Genomic DNA, 16,453 nt, shown 5'->3' with positions numbered 1-16,453 from the left:
GAGATCTACTTCATGAGTAAGTTTTTAAATAGCACAGAAATCAGTAAGTTACGCAACATCGCGATCATCGCGCACGTTGACCATGGTAAAACCACTTTGGTCGATAAGCTGTTGCAGCAATCAGGTACTTTAGAAAGCCGTGGTGGCGCTGAAGAGCGCGTAATGGACAGCAACGATCTGGAAAAAGAACGTGGCATCACCATCCTGGCGAAGAACACCGCAATCGATTACAAAGATTACCGCATCAATATTCTTGATACCCCAGGGCACGCTGACTTTGGTGGTGAGGTTGAGCGCGTACTGTCGATGGCCGACTCAGTATTGCTGTTGGTCGACGCCGTTGACGGTCCTATGCCGCAAACGCGTTTCGTAACGCAAAAAGCGTTCTCGCACGGTTTGAAACCCATTGTTGTTATCAACAAAATTGACCGTCCGGGTGCACGTCCTGACTGGGCCGTGGATCAGGTTTTCGACCTGTTTGATAACCTTGGCGCCAGCGACGAGCAATTGGATTTCCCAATTGTTTATGCGTCAGCATTAAATGGCTTTGCAACGCTTGATCCAGCGGATGCCAGCTCAGACATGACACCATTGTTCGAAACGATTATCGAACGTGTTGCAGCGCCTGAAGCGAACCGTGACGGTCCACTGCAGATGCAGGTTTCGCAGCTCGATTACTCCAGCTACCTGGGCATTATCGGTATCGGTCGTATCAAGCGCGGCACGTTGAAAGTGAACCAACAAGTTACCATTATTGGTGCTGATGGCTCACAGCGTAGCGGCAAAGTAGGTAAAGTTTTCGGTTACCTTGGTTTGGACCGTATCGAAACTGAAGGCGCCAGCGCTGGCGACATCGTTGCCTTTACTGGCCTAGGCGAACTGAAAATTTCAGACACCATTTGTGCGACCGGTAGTGCGGAAGCTCTGCCTCCGCTGACTGTTGACGAGCCAACCGTGACCATGACCTTCCAGGTCAATACCTCGCCGTTTGCTGGTAAAGAAGGTAAATTCGTTACCTCGCGTCAAATCCTTGAGCGCCTGCAACACGAGCTTATGCACAACGTTGCCTTGCGTGTTGAAGAAACCGACAACCCGGATCGCTTCCGCGTCTCGGGCCGTGGTGAATTACACTTAGGTATTTTGATTGAGAACATGCGTCGTGAAGGTTTTGAACTGGCCGTTTCACGTCCGGAAGTTATCATCAAAGAAGAAGACGGCGTTACCCTTGAACCTTTCGAAAACCTGACTGTTGATATTGAAGAAATTCATCAGGGTTCGGTGATGGAAAAACTGGGTATCCGTAAGGCTGAAATGTCCAACATGACGCCAGATGGTAAAGGCCGCGTGCGCATCGACTTTATGGTTCCAAGCCGTGGTTTGATTGGCTTCCAGACAGAGTTCATGACACTGACTTCAGGCTCAGGCCTGATGTACAAAACCTTTGACCACTATGGTCCGCATAAAGGTGGCAAGATTGGCCAGCGTATGAATGGTGTGTTGATCTCCAACGCAACCGGTAAAGCACTGACCTATGCTTTGTTTAACCTGCAAGAGCGCGGCAAACTGATGGCCTCACACGGCGATGAAGTTTACGAAGGCCAAATCATTGGTGTCCACAACCGTGGCAACGATTTGACGGTGAACTGTTTGAAAGGTAAGCAGCTGACCAACGTACGTGCTTCAGGTACCGATGATGCCTTGACCTTGTCACCACCGATTCGTCTGACCCTTGAGCAAGCGCTTGAGTTTATCGATGACGATGAGCTGGTCGAAATCACGCCAAAATCGATTCGTATCCGTAAGCGTTTGCTGACTGAGAACGATCGTAAGCGTGCTGGGCGCAGCAAAGAAGCTTAATCTGCTTCCTCGGTGTTCAACTCAGATTCAAAGGCCGCGACCACACAGTCGCGGCCTTTTTCTTTCGCTTCGTAAAGCAGCTCGTCCGCCTTATCCATGACGATTTCGAACTCCTGGTCTGAGGACCAACTGGCCACGCCCGCACTCAGGGTGACGGTAAATGTTTCTCCATCAGCGCTGAATTCAGCTTCCCGTAACTGTTTTGCGAGCCGTTGCGTCACCGCTTTGGCATTTTTCTCATCGCTGCCGTCGAGCACCAGGGTAAATTCTTCCCCGCCAGATCGTGCGACGATATCCACCTCGCGAACCAGTTTCCCTGCCAGCTTCGCCAGTTTTTTTAAAACCTTATCGCCAACACTGTGGCCATAACTGTCATTCACTTTCTTAAAGTTATCCAGATCTATCATCACTACGGCAATATTTTGCCCGTGCCGATCAGCGCGCTTTCGCAGCTGTTTTGCTTGCTTAATCAACGCCCGTCGATTTAACAAACCCGTTAAGCTATCGGTGGTTGCCAGCCGTTCGAGTTTCTCATTGGTGCGTCGTAATTCCTCGGTGCGACTGGCGACTTCGTGCTCCAACTTTGAGCTGATATCGGCGTAAGGTCGTGCGATACGTCCGGCGCTGAGCCAACCAATACCAGCAAAACAAAGCGCAACCGCTAAGCCAATCCAAACCGCTTGCCAACGCAACTCGCGCACGGGTTTAAACGCCTCAGTTGCTGGCTCGCGTACCCAGACTTGCCACTCTGGCCCTTTATAAGCCTGCCGCTCCCGGGTAACAGCTAAACCGACCACATATTCTGCACCGTCTGGCCATTGCTGCAGGCCGTGACCCTGCCGTGCTACCGCCTCACTGAGCCGCAGTTGCAACCGGCCGTCATCGTTAACTTTTGGGCCAAGCAGCACCTGACCTTCAGAGCTCACAATAATAATCTCGGCTTCTGGCAAATCGAATAAGCCACGCTTGGCCACACGTTCGAGTTCCTGTACCCAAGCCCAATTCAAATGGCTACCCAAGACACCCCAGATACTGCCATCAGGACGTTTCAGTGGCACCGCAACATCAACGAAACGCAATGGCTCCGCGCCATCAGGGTTAAGAATGCTCTCCAGTAGCAACGCACCGTGGACGTCGCCAATAAAGTACGGATTCTGCATGGCGCCCTGAAACCAGGGGCGGGCACTAACATCAGCGCCTTCCAGAACGTTGTTTGAGCTAATCAAGACCTCGCCGTCGGCTGAGGTAATACCCAACCATGCGTAATTCTCATAACTGGAATAGAGCGCCTGAATCAGTTGTTCCAGCCGCTCTTGCTGCGCGCCCGTTTCCGGTACTTCGATGAGTTTGGCGGCTGTTTGCAAGTCCCGCAGGCGCTCGAACATTCCCTCTTCCAGTTGGTGCGCCATTTGTTCGGCGACGTGGGCCAGACTGGTACCTACCTGTTCCTCAATCTGTCGGGTCGCGACCTGAGTAAAAACCGCGGTAATGATCAACGATAGCAGCAAGCCAAATCCCGCGTAAATCGCAAACCAGCGCAGTTTCAGATTAACCGGGACCAGCATGACTAGATAAGATCCGGATGGGGCAACACATAATAGAAGATGGAAAAGAAATGCAGCACGCTGCCGGCGAGTACAAACATATGCCAGATAGCGTGGTGGTATTTCAAGGATTTCCAGACGTAGAAAATGACGCCCAGACTATAGGCCAGTCCGCCCGCCAGAAGCAGCATTAAACCGCCCACTTCGACATGGGTAATCATAGGTTTAATGGCGACGACTGCCATCCAGCCTAAGCCGAGATACAGGCTTAATGAGAGCCACTTTTTGCGCTCGCTTAACGACAGTTCGAGAATAACACCAACAATCGCGATGCCCCAGACCACCCCAAGCAGGGTCCAACCCCAGGGCCCACGCAAATTAATGAGCGCAAAAGGCGTGTAGGTTCCGGCAATTAGAAAATAAATTGCGGCATGATCGATGTGTTGGAAGAACGACTTAATTCGTGGCCACGGAAAGGCGTGATAAAGGGTTGATGCGGTGTACAGCAAAATCAGGCTAGCACCGTAGATGCTGACACTGACGATGTGCCAGGTGTCCCCGTAAGCCGCTGACCATAAGATCATCACGACCAGACCGACGATACTGGCCACGGCGCCAACACCGTGGGTGATGGCGTGCGCGACCTCTTCGGCAATACTGTAGGCTTTTTTGCGACTAACTGGCTTAGTACTCAATGATGCTCTTCCTCTGGATCAGCGCGCCCAGGCTTATGATAATCCCGGCTGATCTGTTCCAGCTTGCGCATGAATAAATCGTAATCACGGGTTGTGCTGTAATCTAAATGGTATTTGTTATGGAACTCCAGACGCATTTGCACGTTATGCCCCTCGAGGAAGACCGTGTAGCCGTCGTGATCTGTATAGGCAGTGATACCTTCCAGCGAGTGCTTACCCTGCTCGGCCTTGCCGTGCTCGTGGATTTTCTCATAAGCGTCGAGAACTAATCTTTGATCGATTTCGTTTTTCATGAGCGTACTCCTCGGTTTTTTTTCAGTATACCCATAATGTGCGGCCTTTGCCCGCCAATTACAACCGCAATCCCCACCCAAAGAAAGGGCAGCCCTTCCTATTTTAAGGGCTGCCCTTTCTTATACATACATACATGAATGTTTGATTGTGATCGGGTATAATGTGGGCGAGTTGTCTAAGTTGAGGTGGAATGTGGTTCGACGTACAAAAGCGGATGCGCTAACGACTCGTAACGAGTTGCTTGATGCGGCTGAGCGTTTATTCAGTGAGCGCGGGGTTTCCAATACCTCGATGATGCAAGTCGCAGAAGCCGCGGGGGTTACGCGTGGGGCGATCTACCATCATTTTGAGAACAAACTGGACCTGATCCATGCCTTGATGGAGCGGGTCAGTTTACCCGTGGATGAGATGCGCGATGAATTGCGCAAGGAGCACGAAAACGCTCCGTTGCACCAGCTTCGTGAGCGTTGTCTACATATCGTGCATCAGGTGCAAAACGATCCGCACATGCAGGCATTGGTTAATATTCTCTGCCATAAGTGCGAATACGTTGAAGATACACTACCTATTCACTTGCGCCATCTGAGTGGTCGCAATGAGTGTATTGATGAGTGCGTGAAGCTGGTCGAGCAGGCGCAAGCGCAGGGTTCGGTCGCTGCTGATCTTGACCCGCGTCTGACGGTGATCAGCATGTTCGGACTGATTGATGGTTTGTTTTATAACTGGCTACTGGATACCCAGTACTTTGATTTGATGACGGCTGCGCGCAGTGGACTCGACAATTATCTGCGCGGGATTAGCAAGCAGGGTGCTTAGCCCTGCTTGTCCTTGCGAATGCTTTTTTTCCAACCTTTGTACTTATGATGCACACCCCTGGTGAGCGATTGAAAATAGTCTTCCAGTATGTCGACGCCGAATAACACGCCAACCACCACCACCGACAGCTTCATCGCCACTGCCAAATGACCTAAGCCAATAGCCACGCCAACGGAAGCCAACACCCAAATGGTTGCCGCCGAGGTGACGCCAACCACGATGCCGTCGCGGGCCAGCATGACACCAGCGCCGAGGAAGCCGATACCAGTGATAACCTGGCCGATAATACGCGATGGATCAGTGGCGTCAGTCATGATGGAACCGGCACCCACAATGAATAAATAGGTACCTAAGGTGATCAAAGAAGAGGTGCGGATGCCCACGGGCTTGCCGCGCATTTGCCGCTCAAGCCCAACCAGGGTCCCGCAAAACAGCGCAGTCCCGATGGCATCCCAGCTGTAAGGCGTGATGTTCAGCAATGCAGCCCAATCCATGGTCATTTTCAGTCTCCCTGACGCATAAACTTACTGAGAAAATCAGTATCCAGTTCGGCAATTTTATCGGCATCGGTTTTCGCAATACTGGCGACCGCAGGGGCAACCCAGGCATCCAGATTACAGAACACGCCGCGCAAATCGTTCATCGAGCGAATCGCACCGAACTGACCCGGCGAAGCGCCAGCTAACAGTACGGTTTTGCCGGCCCATGGATTGGTATCCAGACGCGAGCTCCAGTCGATCGCGTTTTTCAGAAGCGGCGGGATTGAAGAATTATACTCCGGGGTGACCACGATGATTTTACTCGCCTCTTTCACCGCCGTTGCCAGCTTCTGTATATTGCTCGGCACGCCGTTCTCGTCTTCGTAATCACCGTTATAAATGGGTGCGTCGAGTTCTGCTGGTGGATACATGTAGCATTGCACACCATTACTTTCAGCAACTTCAGCTAAACGTTCTTGTAAACGGCGATTGATTGAAGCCTTACGGCTGCTTCCAGCAATAATCAATAAACTCATTCTCGTCCCTCCTGCATAGCTTGAATAAAGGCATCAGATTCTGCGATGGCGACTTCCATTTCTTCGATCAGTTCGGCGACATCGGTTTGCAAGCTGCGGTACTCACCGCGAATCGCATCCACTGCTGCAGCGTTCAGATTATGTTTCAAATACAACACATTATCTTGTAGTTTGTCCAATACTGGATCCATGGTGGCAGCGGCACGTTCCATGCTTTGCAATAAGCTCGCGTAGCGCCGTTGCGTCTCGCGCAGTGAGCGTTCACTCTGCCTGCGCAAGCTTTCATTACTGTATTCGTCTAGCTCATCAGCCCACTCATCAAAGAGATCCTGAGCGACACTGTCAATGGCCTCAATGCGGTCATAAACCCGTTCCGCGGCTGCCTTACTGGCTTCATAATCGTCGTTAAGCTTGTTGTACTGGGCTTCGATTTCGCCACCATCAAGCTGCAGCATTTCATCCAGCCGTTGCAATGCCGATTTGAATTCTTCCTGCGCATCCGCCTGGGCATCACGCGCATCGTCCACGCGGTCGACTAAGATATCGCGTTTGTGTACACCTACTTTTTCCATTGCGCCGTAATACGCACTCTGGCAACCGGCCACAGTCAATACCATCGCTGCTACTGCTAACCATCGCATGGCGGATCCTCCTAATAGGGTAATTCGGTTCCGTCCCAGTGTAGCAGTTTGCCACTATCGTCCGTAGTTAAATCTGCAATCACCGCAGCGATGCGACTCGCGGACTTGGCCGGGCTATAGAGCTTATCTTGCGGCAGCCGCTCCTGGAACGGCTTGGATAATTGCGTATCCGTCGTGCCGGGATGGATGGCGGCAATCACCAGCTTTTTGTGACTCCGGCCCAATTCAACGGACGCCGTTTTCAGCAACATATTCAACGCCGCTTTGCTGGCCCGGTAACTGTACCAGCCGCCCAGGTAGTTATCGGTAATGCTGCCCACTTTGGCGCTCAGCTGCACCCAAAAGCCGGGCTGTTTGCGCGGCAACTTCGGCAGCAGCTGTTGCAGCAACAGGATAGGTAATATCGCATTCACCTGAAACGAGGCCTGAAGCTGCTCAGCATTCACTGCATCGAGTTGTTTTTCCGGCATGAAGTCGTCATTGTGCAGCACCCCCAGGGTACTGATCACGCCCTGCACATCGTCAAGCTCTGCCAGGGCGTCGCTAATCTGTGCGGGCTGATAACCTGGTACTTGCACGCAGCTCAGCGCATCATGTGTGACCTCAATGGGGTTGCGGCTCCAGGCGGTGACGCGCCAATCCTGATTGAGGTAATGCTCGACCAGTGCCTTTCCCACACCTCCGGAAGCGCCAATGATAAGCACATGCGACTGTTCGTCTGTGGTCATTTTTTCTCCTTAAATCATTGCGGCGAAAACATAAATACCTTGTCTAGCTTTACGCAAGAGCAGCGGTTTGGGATTATAGTAGTATCAAATGAAAGCAAATTAGGGACACCGATGAGTCAGGAACCTGCTGTAAAACCGCCACGCTGGCGCAAGCGCCTTGGCTGTGCGTTCGAGTTTGCCAAGTACTTTGTAAAACGCTGTCTGGATGACAAAGTCACCATCATCGCGGGCCATCTGACCTTTGTCAGCATGCTCGCGCTAGTACCCTTGCTGGTGGTCATGTTCTCAGTATTTTCGGCCTTTCCGATGTTCGATACTCTGCGTCAGGAACTTGAAGACTATCTGTTTGCCAACTTGCTACCGACCTCCGGCGATGAGATCACCGGTTACCTGAACGAGTTCGTCAGTAACGTCTCGGACATGACTGCCATTGGTGTGGTGTTTGTGTTCGTGGTGGCGGTTAACCTGATCTCCACCATTGATGCCACCATGAACCGTATCTGGCGTAATACCAAGCGCCGCCGGGTGGCAGTGGCGCTGGCCGTGTACTGGATGATTCTGACCTTAGGCCCACTCCTCATCGGTTCCGGCATGGCGGTGAGCTCTTATCTGATTTCTCTGGCCACTTTCGCCGATACTTATGTGTCCGGATTTCGTACCACCTTACTTGGCTTTATTCCCGTTGTGACCTCAGTGATTGCGTTCATGCTGATGTATGTCATGCTTCCGAATCGCGTCGTTAAAGTCCGCCATGCCTTCTGGGGCGCCTTGCTTGCGGCAATCTTGTTCGAAGTCAGTAAAGCAGGGTTTGCCGCCTACATTGCAGCTTTCCCCTCGTATCAGGCAATTTATGGCGCTTTGGCGGCGATACCGATTCTGTTACTGTGGATTTTCTTATCTTGGACCATTGTTTTAATCGGAGCGGAACTGACCGCCAGTATTGAAGAGTTTTTTGAGGACAGCGATGAAAGCGCTACTGCAACGGGTGACGAAAGCACAAGTTGAAATAAATGGAAATACCGTCGGCAGCATTCAACACGGATTGCTTATTCTGCTTGGCATCAGCCCGACTGATAGCGAGCAGGTGGCCCGCAAGCTGGCCGCCCGGGTCGCCGGATATCGCATGTTCAGCGATGCCGACGATAAAATGAACCTCAGCCTCAGCGATGATAATGGCGAAGCCTTAGTGGTGTCACAGTTTACCCTGGCGGCGGACACCAATAGCGGTCGTCGCCCCAGCTTCTCAAGTGCTGCTCCGCCGGCCCAGGCAGAACCGCTTTATCTGGCATTCGTGGAGGAGCTTAAAGCCTTAGGGATTAGCGTGGCCACCGGTGAGTTTGGGGCCGACATGCAAGTGTCGCTGACCAACGACGGTCCCGTCACCTTTTTACTTGATACGGAGAAAAGCTAGCCTATGTATAAGGTGATCACGCCGACCAGCGAGCACGACTGGCAAACCTATTTTGATCTGCGTTATCGCGTTTTGCGTGAACCTTTCCAGCGCCCGCGTGGCTCGGAACAGGATGAGTATGACCAGGTCGGCTACCATCGCATGGTCGTCAATGACGCCGGCACTGCCGTTGCTGTGGGTCGTGTGCACTTTAACAACCCTGACGAAGGCCAGATCCGCTTTATGGCCTCAGCGCCTGAGCATCGCGGCGAAGGACATGGTGTGGCCATCGTCCACGCGCTGGAGCAGCTGGCCCGCAATGAGGGCGCTAAGCATATTGTCATCAATTCCCGTGACAACACACTGGGGTTTTATCAGAAATGTGGCTATCAGCTGATAGAAGAAGCCGACACCGTCGCCAACCCGGTCGCTGAACATCAGCTGCGTAAGACCTTGACCGAACACAACCGTATCATTTACCGCCCGGACTGGTGCCAGGAACTGCAGGCCACCTGGCATGAGGACATCCCCATCTCCGAGACCATGGGCATTCGCATCAGCCAGTATACCGGCCGCGAATTTGAGACCCACGCCCTGCTATCGCGCAATATTAATGTGCATGGCACCATGTTTGCAGGCAGTATTTATTCGCTTGCCACCTTGACGTGCTGGGGGTTACTGCATTTACAATTGCGCGAACGCCAACTGCAAGGAGCGGTGGTGCTGGCTGATGGTAACATCCACTACCACAAACCCATCACCCGCGAACCCAGAGCGGTGGCGCGCTTAATCGAGATGAACGGCGACCTGTCCAGTCTGGAGAGTGGGCACAATGCGCGTGTGAATCTCAAATCCCAGGTCTTTGACGGGGAACGACCCGTGGCCGAGTTTACCGGGCAGTTTGTGGTACTTGCCAAGAAAAGTTAGAAGGACGTGAACATGAGTGAATCCTTATCCGCCCAGCAGTTGTTACGCATCCGCAGTAAACTTGAGACCGTGGTAAACGGGCAGTCCGAAGGTCCCGCCGTGGACGCAGCCCAGGCGGCCTTACAGCGTCTTCGCAGTGGTGAGTATGGTTATTGTGTGGAATGTGGGGACGAGATTTCCGCCGCCCGTTTAGCAGCAAAGCCTGACGTCGCTCTGTGTGTCGACTGCCAGGCTTTACAGGATGAAGACGAGGACGTTTAAACGTCCTCCAGCACTGCTCCAGTTGTAATCAACTCACCCAACTTACCGCTATAAATCAAGGTCGCCGCGGCTTCAATGTCCGGCGCAAAGAAGCGATCCTGATCGTAATAGGCCACTTTTTCACGCACCCGACCATAGGCTTGTTCAATCAACTCTGAACCATGCAGTGGGCGACGGAAATCGATGCCCTGCGCCGCTTCAAGTAGCTCAATTGCGACAATATCACGAATGTTTTGCGCAATATCGGTCAGCCGGCGTGCAGCAAAGGTTGCCATGGAGACATGGTCCTCCTGATTGGCTGAGGTCGGCAGACTATCGACCGAGGCCGGATGTGCCAACGTCTTATTCTCCGAAGCCAAAGCTGCGGCAGTGACCTGCGCCAGCATAAAGCCTGAATTAACGCCGCCGTCGTTGACCAGAAACGGCGGTAAATTGCTCAGGTGATGATCAATTAACAACGCACTGCGACGCTCGGATAATGCACCAATTTCACTTGCCGCGATGGCCAGAATGTCTGCCGCCATGGCCACCGGTTCGGCATGGAAGTTACCACCAGAAATAATGTCGCCATTATCGTGGAACACCAGCGGATTGTCGGTGACGCCATTGGCTTCGCGGGTCAGAATCGCACTGGCATGTTGCAACTGGTCGTAGACAGCACCCATCACCTGCGGCTGACAGCGCAAGGAATAGGGGTCCTGAACTTTTTCGCACTCTTCATGGTGGCGGGCGATTTCCGAACTGTCGGTGAGTAATTGACGGAAGCTCTCGGCGACCGCAATTTGCCCGGGCTGGTTACGTACTTTATGAATACGCGCATCAAAAGGTGCGCGTGAACCCATCGCCGCTTCGACCGACATCGCGCCGGCTACGATGGCACTTTGGAACACCCGTTCGATCTGGAACAGTCCATGTAGCGCCAGTGCGGTCGATGCCTGGGTGCCATTCAGCAGCGCCAGACCTTCTTTGGGTGCCAATGCCAGTGGCTCCATACCTACTTTTGCCAGGCCTTCCTTCGCCGGGTAAATCTTGCCTTTATAACGCACATGACCTTCACCGATCAGAGGCAGTACCATATGTGCCAGTGGCGCTAAGTCGCCTGAAGCACCTACTGAGCCTTTACTGGGTACACATGGATAGAGTTGCTCGTTCAGCAGCTTCATCAGTGCGTCAATGACGACCTGACGAATGCCAGAGAAACCACAGCTCAGGGAATTGATTTTCAGTAACAGCATCAGCCGTACTACAGTATCATCCATCAACTCACCGGTTCCGGCGGCGTGGGAGAGCACGATGCGGCGTTGCAGATCTTCCAGCTTTTCGGGCGGAATACGGGTATTGGCTAACAGGCCAAAGCCGGTGTTAATGCCGTACACCACTTTGCCTTTGGCCAGCACTTCTGAGACCGTTTCTGACGAGCGCTTAATGGCGACCAGAGCGTCGTCATGCAGCGCCAGCTGTTGTGGCGCTTGCCACCACTGGCGCAACTGGCTGCGTGTTAACGTGCCGGGTTGTAAGGTAAATACTGCCATTACTTGTCCTCCACCATCGGTAAATCCAAACCTTGTTCACGAGCGCAATTGATTGCAATGTCATAGCCTGCATCCGCATGGCGCATCACGCCTGTACCCGGGTCATTCCAGAGCACGCGGCCAATGCGTTCGCCCGCCGCCGGAGTACCGTCAGCCACGATCACCACCCCAGCGTGCTGCGAGTAGCCCATACCAACTCCACCGCCATGGTGCAGACTTACCCAGGTAGCGCCGCCTGCGGTATTTAGCAGAGCATTCAGCAGCGGCCAGTCAGATACTGCATCAGAGCCGTCCTGCATGCTTTCGGTTTCGCGATTCGGACTTGCCACTGAGCCGGAATCCAGGTGATCACGACCAATAACAACAGGTGCTTTGAGCTCACCACTGGCAACCATCTCATTAAAGGCTTTGGCGATCCGCGCCCGATCCTTCAGACCAATCCAGCAAATCCGTGCGGGCAAACCCTGGAAACTGATGCGCTCGCGGGCCATATCCAGCCAGTTGTGCAAGTGTGGGTCATCCGGGATCAGCTCTTTTACTTTAGCATCTGTCTTGTAAATATCTTCCGGATCGCCCGACAGCGCCACCCAGCGGAATGGACCAATCCCTTCACAAAATAGCGGTCGAATGTAAGCAGGGACAAAACCCGGGAAGTCGAACGCGTGCTCGACGCCAACATCCTTCGCCATCTGACGGATGTTGTTACCATAGTCGAGTGTTGCTGCACCGCGTTCCTGCAATGTCAGCATCGCTTTCACCTGCACTGCCATCGACTGTTTGGCCGCTTCGACGGTTGCTTCCGGCTCGGCTTCCTGTTTGGCTTTGTAGTCTTCCAGGGTCCAATCCTGCGGCAGGTAGCCATGCAGAGGATCATGGGCAGAGGTCTGATCGGTTACGACATCAGGAGTGATGTTGCGCTCCACCAGCTCGGCATAAACGTCGGCCGCATTTGCCAGCAAGCCTACAGAAATCGCCCGTCCCTCTTGCTTCGCCTCTTCCAGTAACTGCAACGCTTCATCCAGTGACGTTGCTTTGTGATCCAGATAGCGGGTACGCAAGCGGAAATCAATACGTGACTCGTCCACTTCAACCGCAAGCATGCTGTAGCCTGCCATGGTCGCCGCCAGTGGTTGTGCGCCACCCATGCCACCCAGACCACCGGTGATAATCCAGCGGCCTTTGGTGTTGCCGTCAAAGTGCTGCTTGGCCACCGATACGAACGTTTCATAGGTGCCCTGCACAATGCCCTGGGAACCAATGTAGATCCAAGATCCGGCCGTCATCTGGCCGTACATCATCAGACCTTTTTTATCGAGCTCGTTGAAATGCTCCCAGGTCGCCCACTCCGGCACCAGGTTAGAGTTAGCAATCAACACTCGCGGCGCATCTTCATGGGTCGGGAACACACCTACCGGTTTGCCAGACTGGATGAGCAGGGTTTCTGTCGGTTGCAGACGATCCAGGACTTCTACGATCTTGTCGTAACTTTCCCAGCTGCGCGCCGCGCGGCCGATGCCACCATACACAACCAACGCATGCGGATGCTCCGCGACCTCAGCGTCCAGATTGTTCATTAACATCCGTTTTGCAGCTTCCACCTGCCAATTGCAGGTTGTCAGTTCGCCACCGCGTGGCGCACGAATCGTACGGCTCTGATCGAGTCGGGTAAAGCTCATAAAAAGTTCCTCTTTTTTATTCTGAGTCTTAAGATGCGGCCGGTGCAGCACCAAACTGAAGGTGTCCACCAAGACTAAAACGCGAGCCTGGATGGGTCAGAATGGCATACGTCACCACACCCTCCGCACTCCAGGTGCGGCGATGGATACGTAAACAGGGTTCGGGGCGCGCCAATTTCAGCCACTGGCATATCTGTGGGCTCGGCGACACGGCCTCAATTTCATGACTTGCTTCGGTTAACGGCGACACCTCACATAAATATTCATGCGGTGTCAGCTGATGGTAATCCTGTTGCAGATAAGCGCTTGCCAATGCGGGGTTCACATAACGCTCTTCCACCTGCACTGGCAGCTCATCTTCGTAATGGCTGATTACTGAGTGAAAGACGGTGCTACCCGGACTCAGATTCAACATTTCCGCGATAAGATCTGAGGCAGCTTCTTTGCGCAACACATGCACCTTTGCGTGGTAGTCGTGTTGGCGGGCGCGTATTTCATCGGCAATGTTACGAATCGCCATAAAGGAGGTTTGCGATTTTATCGGCGCAACAAAGGTTCCTGAGCCTTTGGTACGCACCACTAAGCCTTCATCCGCGAGCTCCTGCAAAGCACGGCGCGCGGTCATGCGGCTGACTTTGAACTGCTGCGCCAGCGCATTCTCAGAACTGACCGGGTGATGCTCTGGCCACTCGCCTGAGGCGATTTTGCTGTAGATATGCTGCTTGATTGATGAAAATTTAGCCATCAGATCGCTTACCTTTATGTGGATTCGATTAGGATGTGCTAGAGTGTAGGCAACTGCATTTGTATATACAAGCATATTGAGGGAGAAAGTTGTATGACTCTGGCACATCAGCGCATAAAAAATGTGACAGTTGCTACTTTAGAAGGTGAAGGCTACGGCTTACTGCATGATGCGGTGGTCTGTATTGAGGACGGCAGCATTAGTTACGTTGGCAATGCCAGCAACGCACCTACCGCACCTGCTGAGTGCGATGTCATTGACGGTCAGGGCAAGTTGCTGACCCCGGGCCTTATCGATTGCCATACCCATCTGGTCTGGGCCGGCTCACGCGCAGACGAATTTGCGCGGCGCCTGCATGGGGTCAGTTATGCCGAGATTGCCGCCCAGGGCGGTGGTATTGCCGCGACCGTGCGCGCCACCCGCGCCGCTAGTGAAGCCGAACTGGTTGAGCTTGCCACGCCGCGTTTAGCCGCACTCATGGCCGAAGGTGTCACTACCGTTGAGATTAAGTCCGGTTATGGCTTGTCACTGGCGGATGAGCGCAAACAGTTACGCGCCGCCCGGCAACTGGCGAGCGCGCATCCGGTGAGCGTGCAGACCACTTTATTAGCTGCCCATGCGTTACCTCCTGAATTTAAAGACAACGCCGATGCTTATATCGATCTGGTGGTCGATGAAATCCTGCCAACTTTAGCGGGCGAAGGTCTGGCAGATGCGGTGGATGCATTCTGTGAATCGGTCGGCTTTAGTCCGGCACAAACCGAACGGGTATTTGCCAAAGCGCAAGAGTTAGGCCTGCCGGTAAAACTGCATGCAGAGCAGCTGAGTAATCAGAACGGCAGCGCTTTGGCTGCGCGTTATCAGGCATTATCCTGCGATCATTTAGAGCATCTTGATGAAGCGGGTGTGCAAGCGATGGCGAACAGCGGTACCGTGGCCGTACTCCTGCCCGGTGCGTTCTATTTTCTAAGGGATACGAAACTGCCACCCCTTGCGCTGCTGCGTGAATATCAGGTACCGATGGCGTTGGCGACCGATGCTAACCCCGGCACCTCACCCATCCTCAGTTTGCAGCTTATGCTGCAAATGGGCGCCACCTTGTTCCGCATGACCCCGGAAGAATGTTTAAGGGGGGTTACCTGCAATGCTGCAACAGCGCTGGGATTAACCGATCGCGGTCGGGTCCGGGAGGGCTTACGGGCAGACCTGTGTTTGTGGGACTGCCAGGATCCCGCTGAGCTGACCTATCAATTTGGCACCCAACGGCTGGCAGCATGTTGGCATCAGGGCGTCCGTCGCTGATGCCCGTGCAGATAAGCAAGTACTAACTCACTTAGTAACTGGGCGATAGCTGTATCGCCCGCTTCGCGACCCGCCGGGTGTAAACTCGGCGCGGCCTCGGCCAGGTGCAGATAGCGGGTCTGCTTGACCGCCGCCAGCTCTGCAACAAAGCTGTAACCCTGCGCCACAGTTAAGCCGTTAAAGTTAATGGCACTGGCTGGCACTCCCTGCAGCGCATCCACATCAACTTCGATACCCAGCGGACGGCACCAGGCCTCAGCCTGAGCACGCAAGGCCGCCAGTTCTTCGGTCCAATTCGCTTGATAAAGCTGATGCACGCTGGTGTAGGTAAAGCCGGCATTGGCAAGTTGGCGCAGACTCTCGGCGTTGTTCTTGCCCTCGTGCAGACCCACCACATGATAGTTGCCAAGGAAGCCATCGGTGCAGGCGTAACTAAAACCGTTACCACTATGCCGGCCCTCGCGGGAGCGAAAATCCGCATGGGGATCAAGGTTCATGGCTGCAACTTCCGTCGACGTCGCTTCACTCAGGCTACGTAACAACGGATAGGCATTATTATGGCCACCGCCGATCAGAATCACTTCATAGTCAGCTTCAAACAAGGGGAGTAACGCCTGCATGACACGTTGATCAAGCTGGGCGCACAGATCACGCAGCTGGTTCAGTTGCGTTGGATCATTGGTACGTAAAGCCGCTGCCTGCTCCTGCAAGTCGTCGCAGACCACCTGTCCGACCATGAGCAGTTCCTGGCAGGCAATAAAGGGAGTCGCCTGCAAATTGCACAGGCCTTTTAATGCCGCGGGCCATGCCGATTCAGCACCACCGCGGCCAAGATTCCCACGCGGACCTATGCTTTCGGGCACGCCAATAATGGCAATGCGCGCACCCTGTTCATAAGCGGAGGCAAGCGCTTCACGGTAGGCGTGAGCGTCGGCAACGTCGGGCAGGGCATGCAGAGTTTGCCCCAGCCGCACTTCGCCTTGGCGTGGTGTACACCACGCACTTGGATCGCAACTCGAAAGGTACATAG

18 protein-coding genes are annotated in these 16,453 nt (G+C 53.6%); 7 read left to right on the top strand and 11 right to left on the bottom strand.

Translation table 11 applies throughout. From position 1 onward, the window contains the following. Positions 1-12 precede the first annotated feature (12 nt). Entirely contained in the window at positions 13-1,857 is a 1,845-nt protein-coding gene (gene typA, locus J6J28_RS12285; protein ID WP_301722133.1) for a translational GTPase TypA, read from the top strand. Here typA and J6J28_RS12280 read toward each other — a convergent pair. From J6J28_RS12280 to J6J28_RS12270, 3 genes are read right to left on the bottom strand one after another with little or no spacing between them, the layout of a single operon-like run. Further along, the gene (locus J6J28_RS12280) at positions 1,854-3,422 is read right to left on the bottom strand and encodes a sensor domain-containing diguanylate cyclase (RefSeq protein WP_301722131.1); all 1,569 of its coding nucleotides are present in this window, start codon (positions 3,420-3,422) and stop codon (positions 1,854-1,856) included. The two genes, typA and J6J28_RS12280, sit on opposite strands and share 4 nt — an antisense overlap. 2 nt (positions 3,423-3,424) lie before the next feature. Beyond that, on the bottom strand, positions 3,425-4,096 hold the full coding sequence (gene trhA / locus J6J28_RS12275) for a PAQR family membrane homeostasis protein TrhA (protein ID WP_301722130.1): 672 nt from the start codon (positions 4,094-4,096) through the stop codon (positions 3,425-3,427). Continuing rightward, on the bottom strand, positions 4,093-4,389 hold the full coding sequence (locus J6J28_RS12270) for a DUF3081 family protein (RefSeq protein ID WP_301722129.1): 297 nt from the start codon (positions 4,387-4,389) through the stop codon (positions 4,093-4,095). The genes trhA and J6J28_RS12270 overlap by 4 nt, the downstream gene beginning before the upstream one ends. Positions 4,390-4,582: 193 nt before the next feature. Here J6J28_RS12270 and J6J28_RS12265 point away from each other — a divergent pair, with 193 nt between their 5' ends. Further along, a complete protein-coding gene (locus J6J28_RS12265) occupies positions 4,583-5,206 on the top strand; it encodes a TetR family transcriptional regulator (protein WP_301722127.1) in 624 nt (207 codons plus the stop codon). Here the strand turns inward: J6J28_RS12265 and J6J28_RS12260 are convergent. Genes J6J28_RS12260 through J6J28_RS12245 form a run of 4 tightly spaced genes read right to left on the bottom strand, consistent with a single transcriptional unit; the run spans position 5,203 to position 7,590 of the window. Next, on the bottom strand, positions 5,203-5,700 hold the full coding sequence (locus J6J28_RS12260; RefSeq protein WP_301722160.1) for an MgtC/SapB family protein: 498 nt from the start codon (positions 5,698-5,700) through the stop codon (positions 5,203-5,205). The two genes, J6J28_RS12265 and J6J28_RS12260, sit on opposite strands and share 4 nt — an antisense overlap. An 8-nt stretch (positions 5,701-5,708) precedes the next feature. After that, a complete protein-coding gene (locus tag J6J28_RS12255) occupies positions 5,709-6,221 on the bottom strand; it encodes an NADPH-dependent FMN reductase (protein ID WP_301722125.1) in 513 nt (170 codons plus the stop codon). Continuing rightward, the gene (locus tag J6J28_RS12250; protein WP_301722123.1) at positions 6,218-6,862 is read right to left on the bottom strand and encodes a DUF2959 domain-containing protein; all 645 of its coding nucleotides are present in this window, start codon (positions 6,860-6,862) and stop codon (positions 6,218-6,220) included. Before J6J28_RS12250 ends, J6J28_RS12255 begins: the two co-directional genes overlap by 4 nt. Positions 6,863-6,873: 11 nt before the next feature. Continuing rightward, positions 6,874-7,590 carry an SDR family NAD(P)-dependent oxidoreductase gene (locus J6J28_RS12245; protein ID WP_301722122.1) on the bottom strand — a complete coding sequence of 239 codons (717 nt, stop codon included), beginning with the start codon at positions 7,588-7,590 and terminating at the stop codon, positions 6,874-6,876. 111 nt (positions 7,591-7,701) lie between these two features. On the opposite strand from J6J28_RS12245, the gene J6J28_RS12240 reads away from it, so the two are divergent. From J6J28_RS12240 to J6J28_RS12225, 4 genes are read left to right on the top strand one after another with little or no spacing between them, the layout of a single operon-like run. Beyond that, on the top strand, positions 7,702-8,595 hold the full coding sequence (locus J6J28_RS12240; protein ID WP_301722121.1) for a virulence factor BrkB family protein: 894 nt from the start codon (positions 7,702-7,704) through the stop codon (positions 8,593-8,595). Next, positions 8,555-9,001 (top strand): D-aminoacyl-tRNA deacylase, encoded by a 447-nt coding sequence (gene dtd, locus J6J28_RS12235; protein ID WP_301722120.1) that lies wholly within the window; start codon positions 8,555-8,557, stop codon positions 8,999-9,001. The genes J6J28_RS12240 and dtd overlap by 41 nt, the downstream gene beginning before the upstream one ends. 3 nt (positions 9,002-9,004) lie before the next feature. Continuing rightward, positions 9,005-9,907, top strand: coding sequence for a bifunctional GNAT family N-acetyltransferase/hotdog fold thioesterase (locus tag J6J28_RS12230; protein ID WP_301722119.1), 903 nt, complete (start codon positions 9,005-9,007; stop codon positions 9,905-9,907). Positions 9,908-9,919: 12 nt separating this feature from the next. Further along, the gene (locus J6J28_RS12225; protein ID WP_301722118.1) at positions 9,920-10,168 is read left to right on the top strand and encodes a TraR/DksA family transcriptional regulator; all 249 of its coding nucleotides are present in this window, start codon (positions 9,920-9,922) and stop codon (positions 10,166-10,168) included. Here the strand turns inward: J6J28_RS12225 and hutH are convergent. The 3 genes from hutH to hutC are packed head-to-tail and all read right to left on the bottom strand — an operon-like array spanning position 10,165 to position 14,121. After that, on the bottom strand, positions 10,165-11,700 hold the full coding sequence (hutH, locus tag J6J28_RS12220) for a histidine ammonia-lyase (RefSeq protein ID WP_301722117.1): 1,536 nt from the start codon (positions 11,698-11,700) through the stop codon (positions 10,165-10,167). The two genes, J6J28_RS12225 and hutH, sit on opposite strands and share 4 nt — an antisense overlap. Further along, positions 11,700-13,376: a urocanate hydratase gene (gene hutU, locus J6J28_RS12215; RefSeq protein WP_301722116.1), complete on the bottom strand. Its 1,677-nt coding sequence runs from the start codon at positions 13,374-13,376 to the stop codon at positions 11,700-11,702. Before hutU ends, hutH begins: the two co-directional genes overlap by 1 nt. A gap of 28 nt (positions 13,377-13,404) precedes the next feature. After that, positions 13,405-14,121, bottom strand: coding sequence for a histidine utilization repressor (hutC, locus tag J6J28_RS12210; RefSeq protein WP_301722115.1), 717 nt, complete (start codon positions 14,119-14,121; stop codon positions 13,405-13,407). A gap of 93 nt (positions 14,122-14,214) precedes the next feature. Here hutC and hutI point away from each other — a divergent pair, with 93 nt between their 5' ends. Continuing rightward, positions 14,215-15,423, top strand: a complete 1,209-nt coding sequence (gene hutI, locus J6J28_RS12205) for an imidazolonepropionase (RefSeq protein ID WP_301722114.1) — start codon at positions 14,215-14,217, stop codon at positions 15,421-15,423. Here the strand turns inward: hutI and J6J28_RS12200 are convergent. Beyond that, entirely contained in the window at positions 15,405-16,451 is a 1,047-nt protein-coding gene (locus J6J28_RS12200) for a formimidoylglutamase (RefSeq protein WP_301722112.1), read from the bottom strand. The two genes, hutI and J6J28_RS12200, sit on opposite strands and share 19 nt — an antisense overlap. Between the last annotated feature and the right edge of the window lie 2 nt (positions 16,452-16,453).

The sequence above is a fragment of the Pseudidiomarina terrestris genome, assembly GCF_030466375.1.
GTDB classification, from domain to species: Bacteria; Pseudomonadota; Gammaproteobacteria; order Enterobacterales; family Alteromonadaceae; genus Pseudidiomarina; species Pseudidiomarina terrestris.
This window is presented reverse-complemented; position numbering and strand designations above follow the sequence as displayed.

Coding starts and splice junctions, on each gene's coding strand:
- J6J28_RS12230 (WP_301722119.1), top strand. CDS start 9,005: ATGTATAAGGTGATCACGCCGACCAGCGAGCACGACTGGCAAACCTAT.
- J6J28_RS12270 (WP_301722129.1), bottom strand. CDS start 4,389: ATGAAAAACGAAATCGATCAAAGATTAGTTCTCGACGCTTATGAGAAA.
- dtd (WP_301722120.1), top strand. CDS start 8,555: ATGAAAGCGCTACTGCAACGGGTGACGAAAGCACAAGTTGAAATAAAT.
- J6J28_RS12225 (WP_301722118.1), top strand. CDS start 9,920: ATGAGTGAATCCTTATCCGCCCAGCAGTTGTTACGCATCCGCAGTAAA.
- J6J28_RS12280 (WP_301722131.1), bottom strand. CDS start 3,422: ATGCTGGTCCCGGTTAATCTGAAACTGCGCTGGTTTGCGATTTACGCG.
- hutC (WP_301722115.1), bottom strand. CDS start 14,121: ATGGCTAAATTTTCATCAATCAAGCAGCATATCTACAGCAAAATCGCC.
- J6J28_RS12260 (WP_301722160.1), bottom strand. CDS start 5,700: ATGGATTGGGCTGCATTGCTGAACATCACGCCTTACAGCTGGGATGCC.
- J6J28_RS12255 (WP_301722125.1), bottom strand. CDS start 6,221: ATGAGTTTATTGATTATTGCTGGAAGCAGCCGTAAGGCTTCAATCAAT.
- hutI (WP_301722114.1), top strand. CDS start 14,215: ATGACTCTGGCACATCAGCGCATAAAAAATGTGACAGTTGCTACTTTA.
- J6J28_RS12245 (WP_301722122.1), bottom strand. CDS start 7,590: ATGACCACAGACGAACAGTCGCATGTGCTTATCATTGGCGCTTCCGGA.
- hutU (WP_301722116.1), bottom strand. CDS start 13,376: ATGAGCTTTACCCGACTCGATCAGAGCCGTACGATTCGTGCGCCACGC.
- J6J28_RS12200 (WP_301722112.1), bottom strand. CDS start 16,451: ATGTACCTTTCGAGTTGCGATCCAAGTGCGTGGTGTACACCACGCCAA.
- typA (WP_301722133.1), top strand. CDS start 13: ATGAGTAAGTTTTTAAATAGCACAGAAATCAGTAAGTTACGCAACATC.
- J6J28_RS12240 (WP_301722121.1), top strand. CDS start 7,702: ATGAGTCAGGAACCTGCTGTAAAACCGCCACGCTGGCGCAAGCGCCTT.
- hutH (WP_301722117.1), bottom strand. CDS start 11,700: ATGGCAGTATTTACCTTACAACCCGGCACGTTAACACGCAGCCAGTTG.
- J6J28_RS12250 (WP_301722123.1), bottom strand. CDS start 6,862: ATGCGATGGTTAGCAGTAGCAGCGATGGTATTGACTGTGGCCGGTTGC.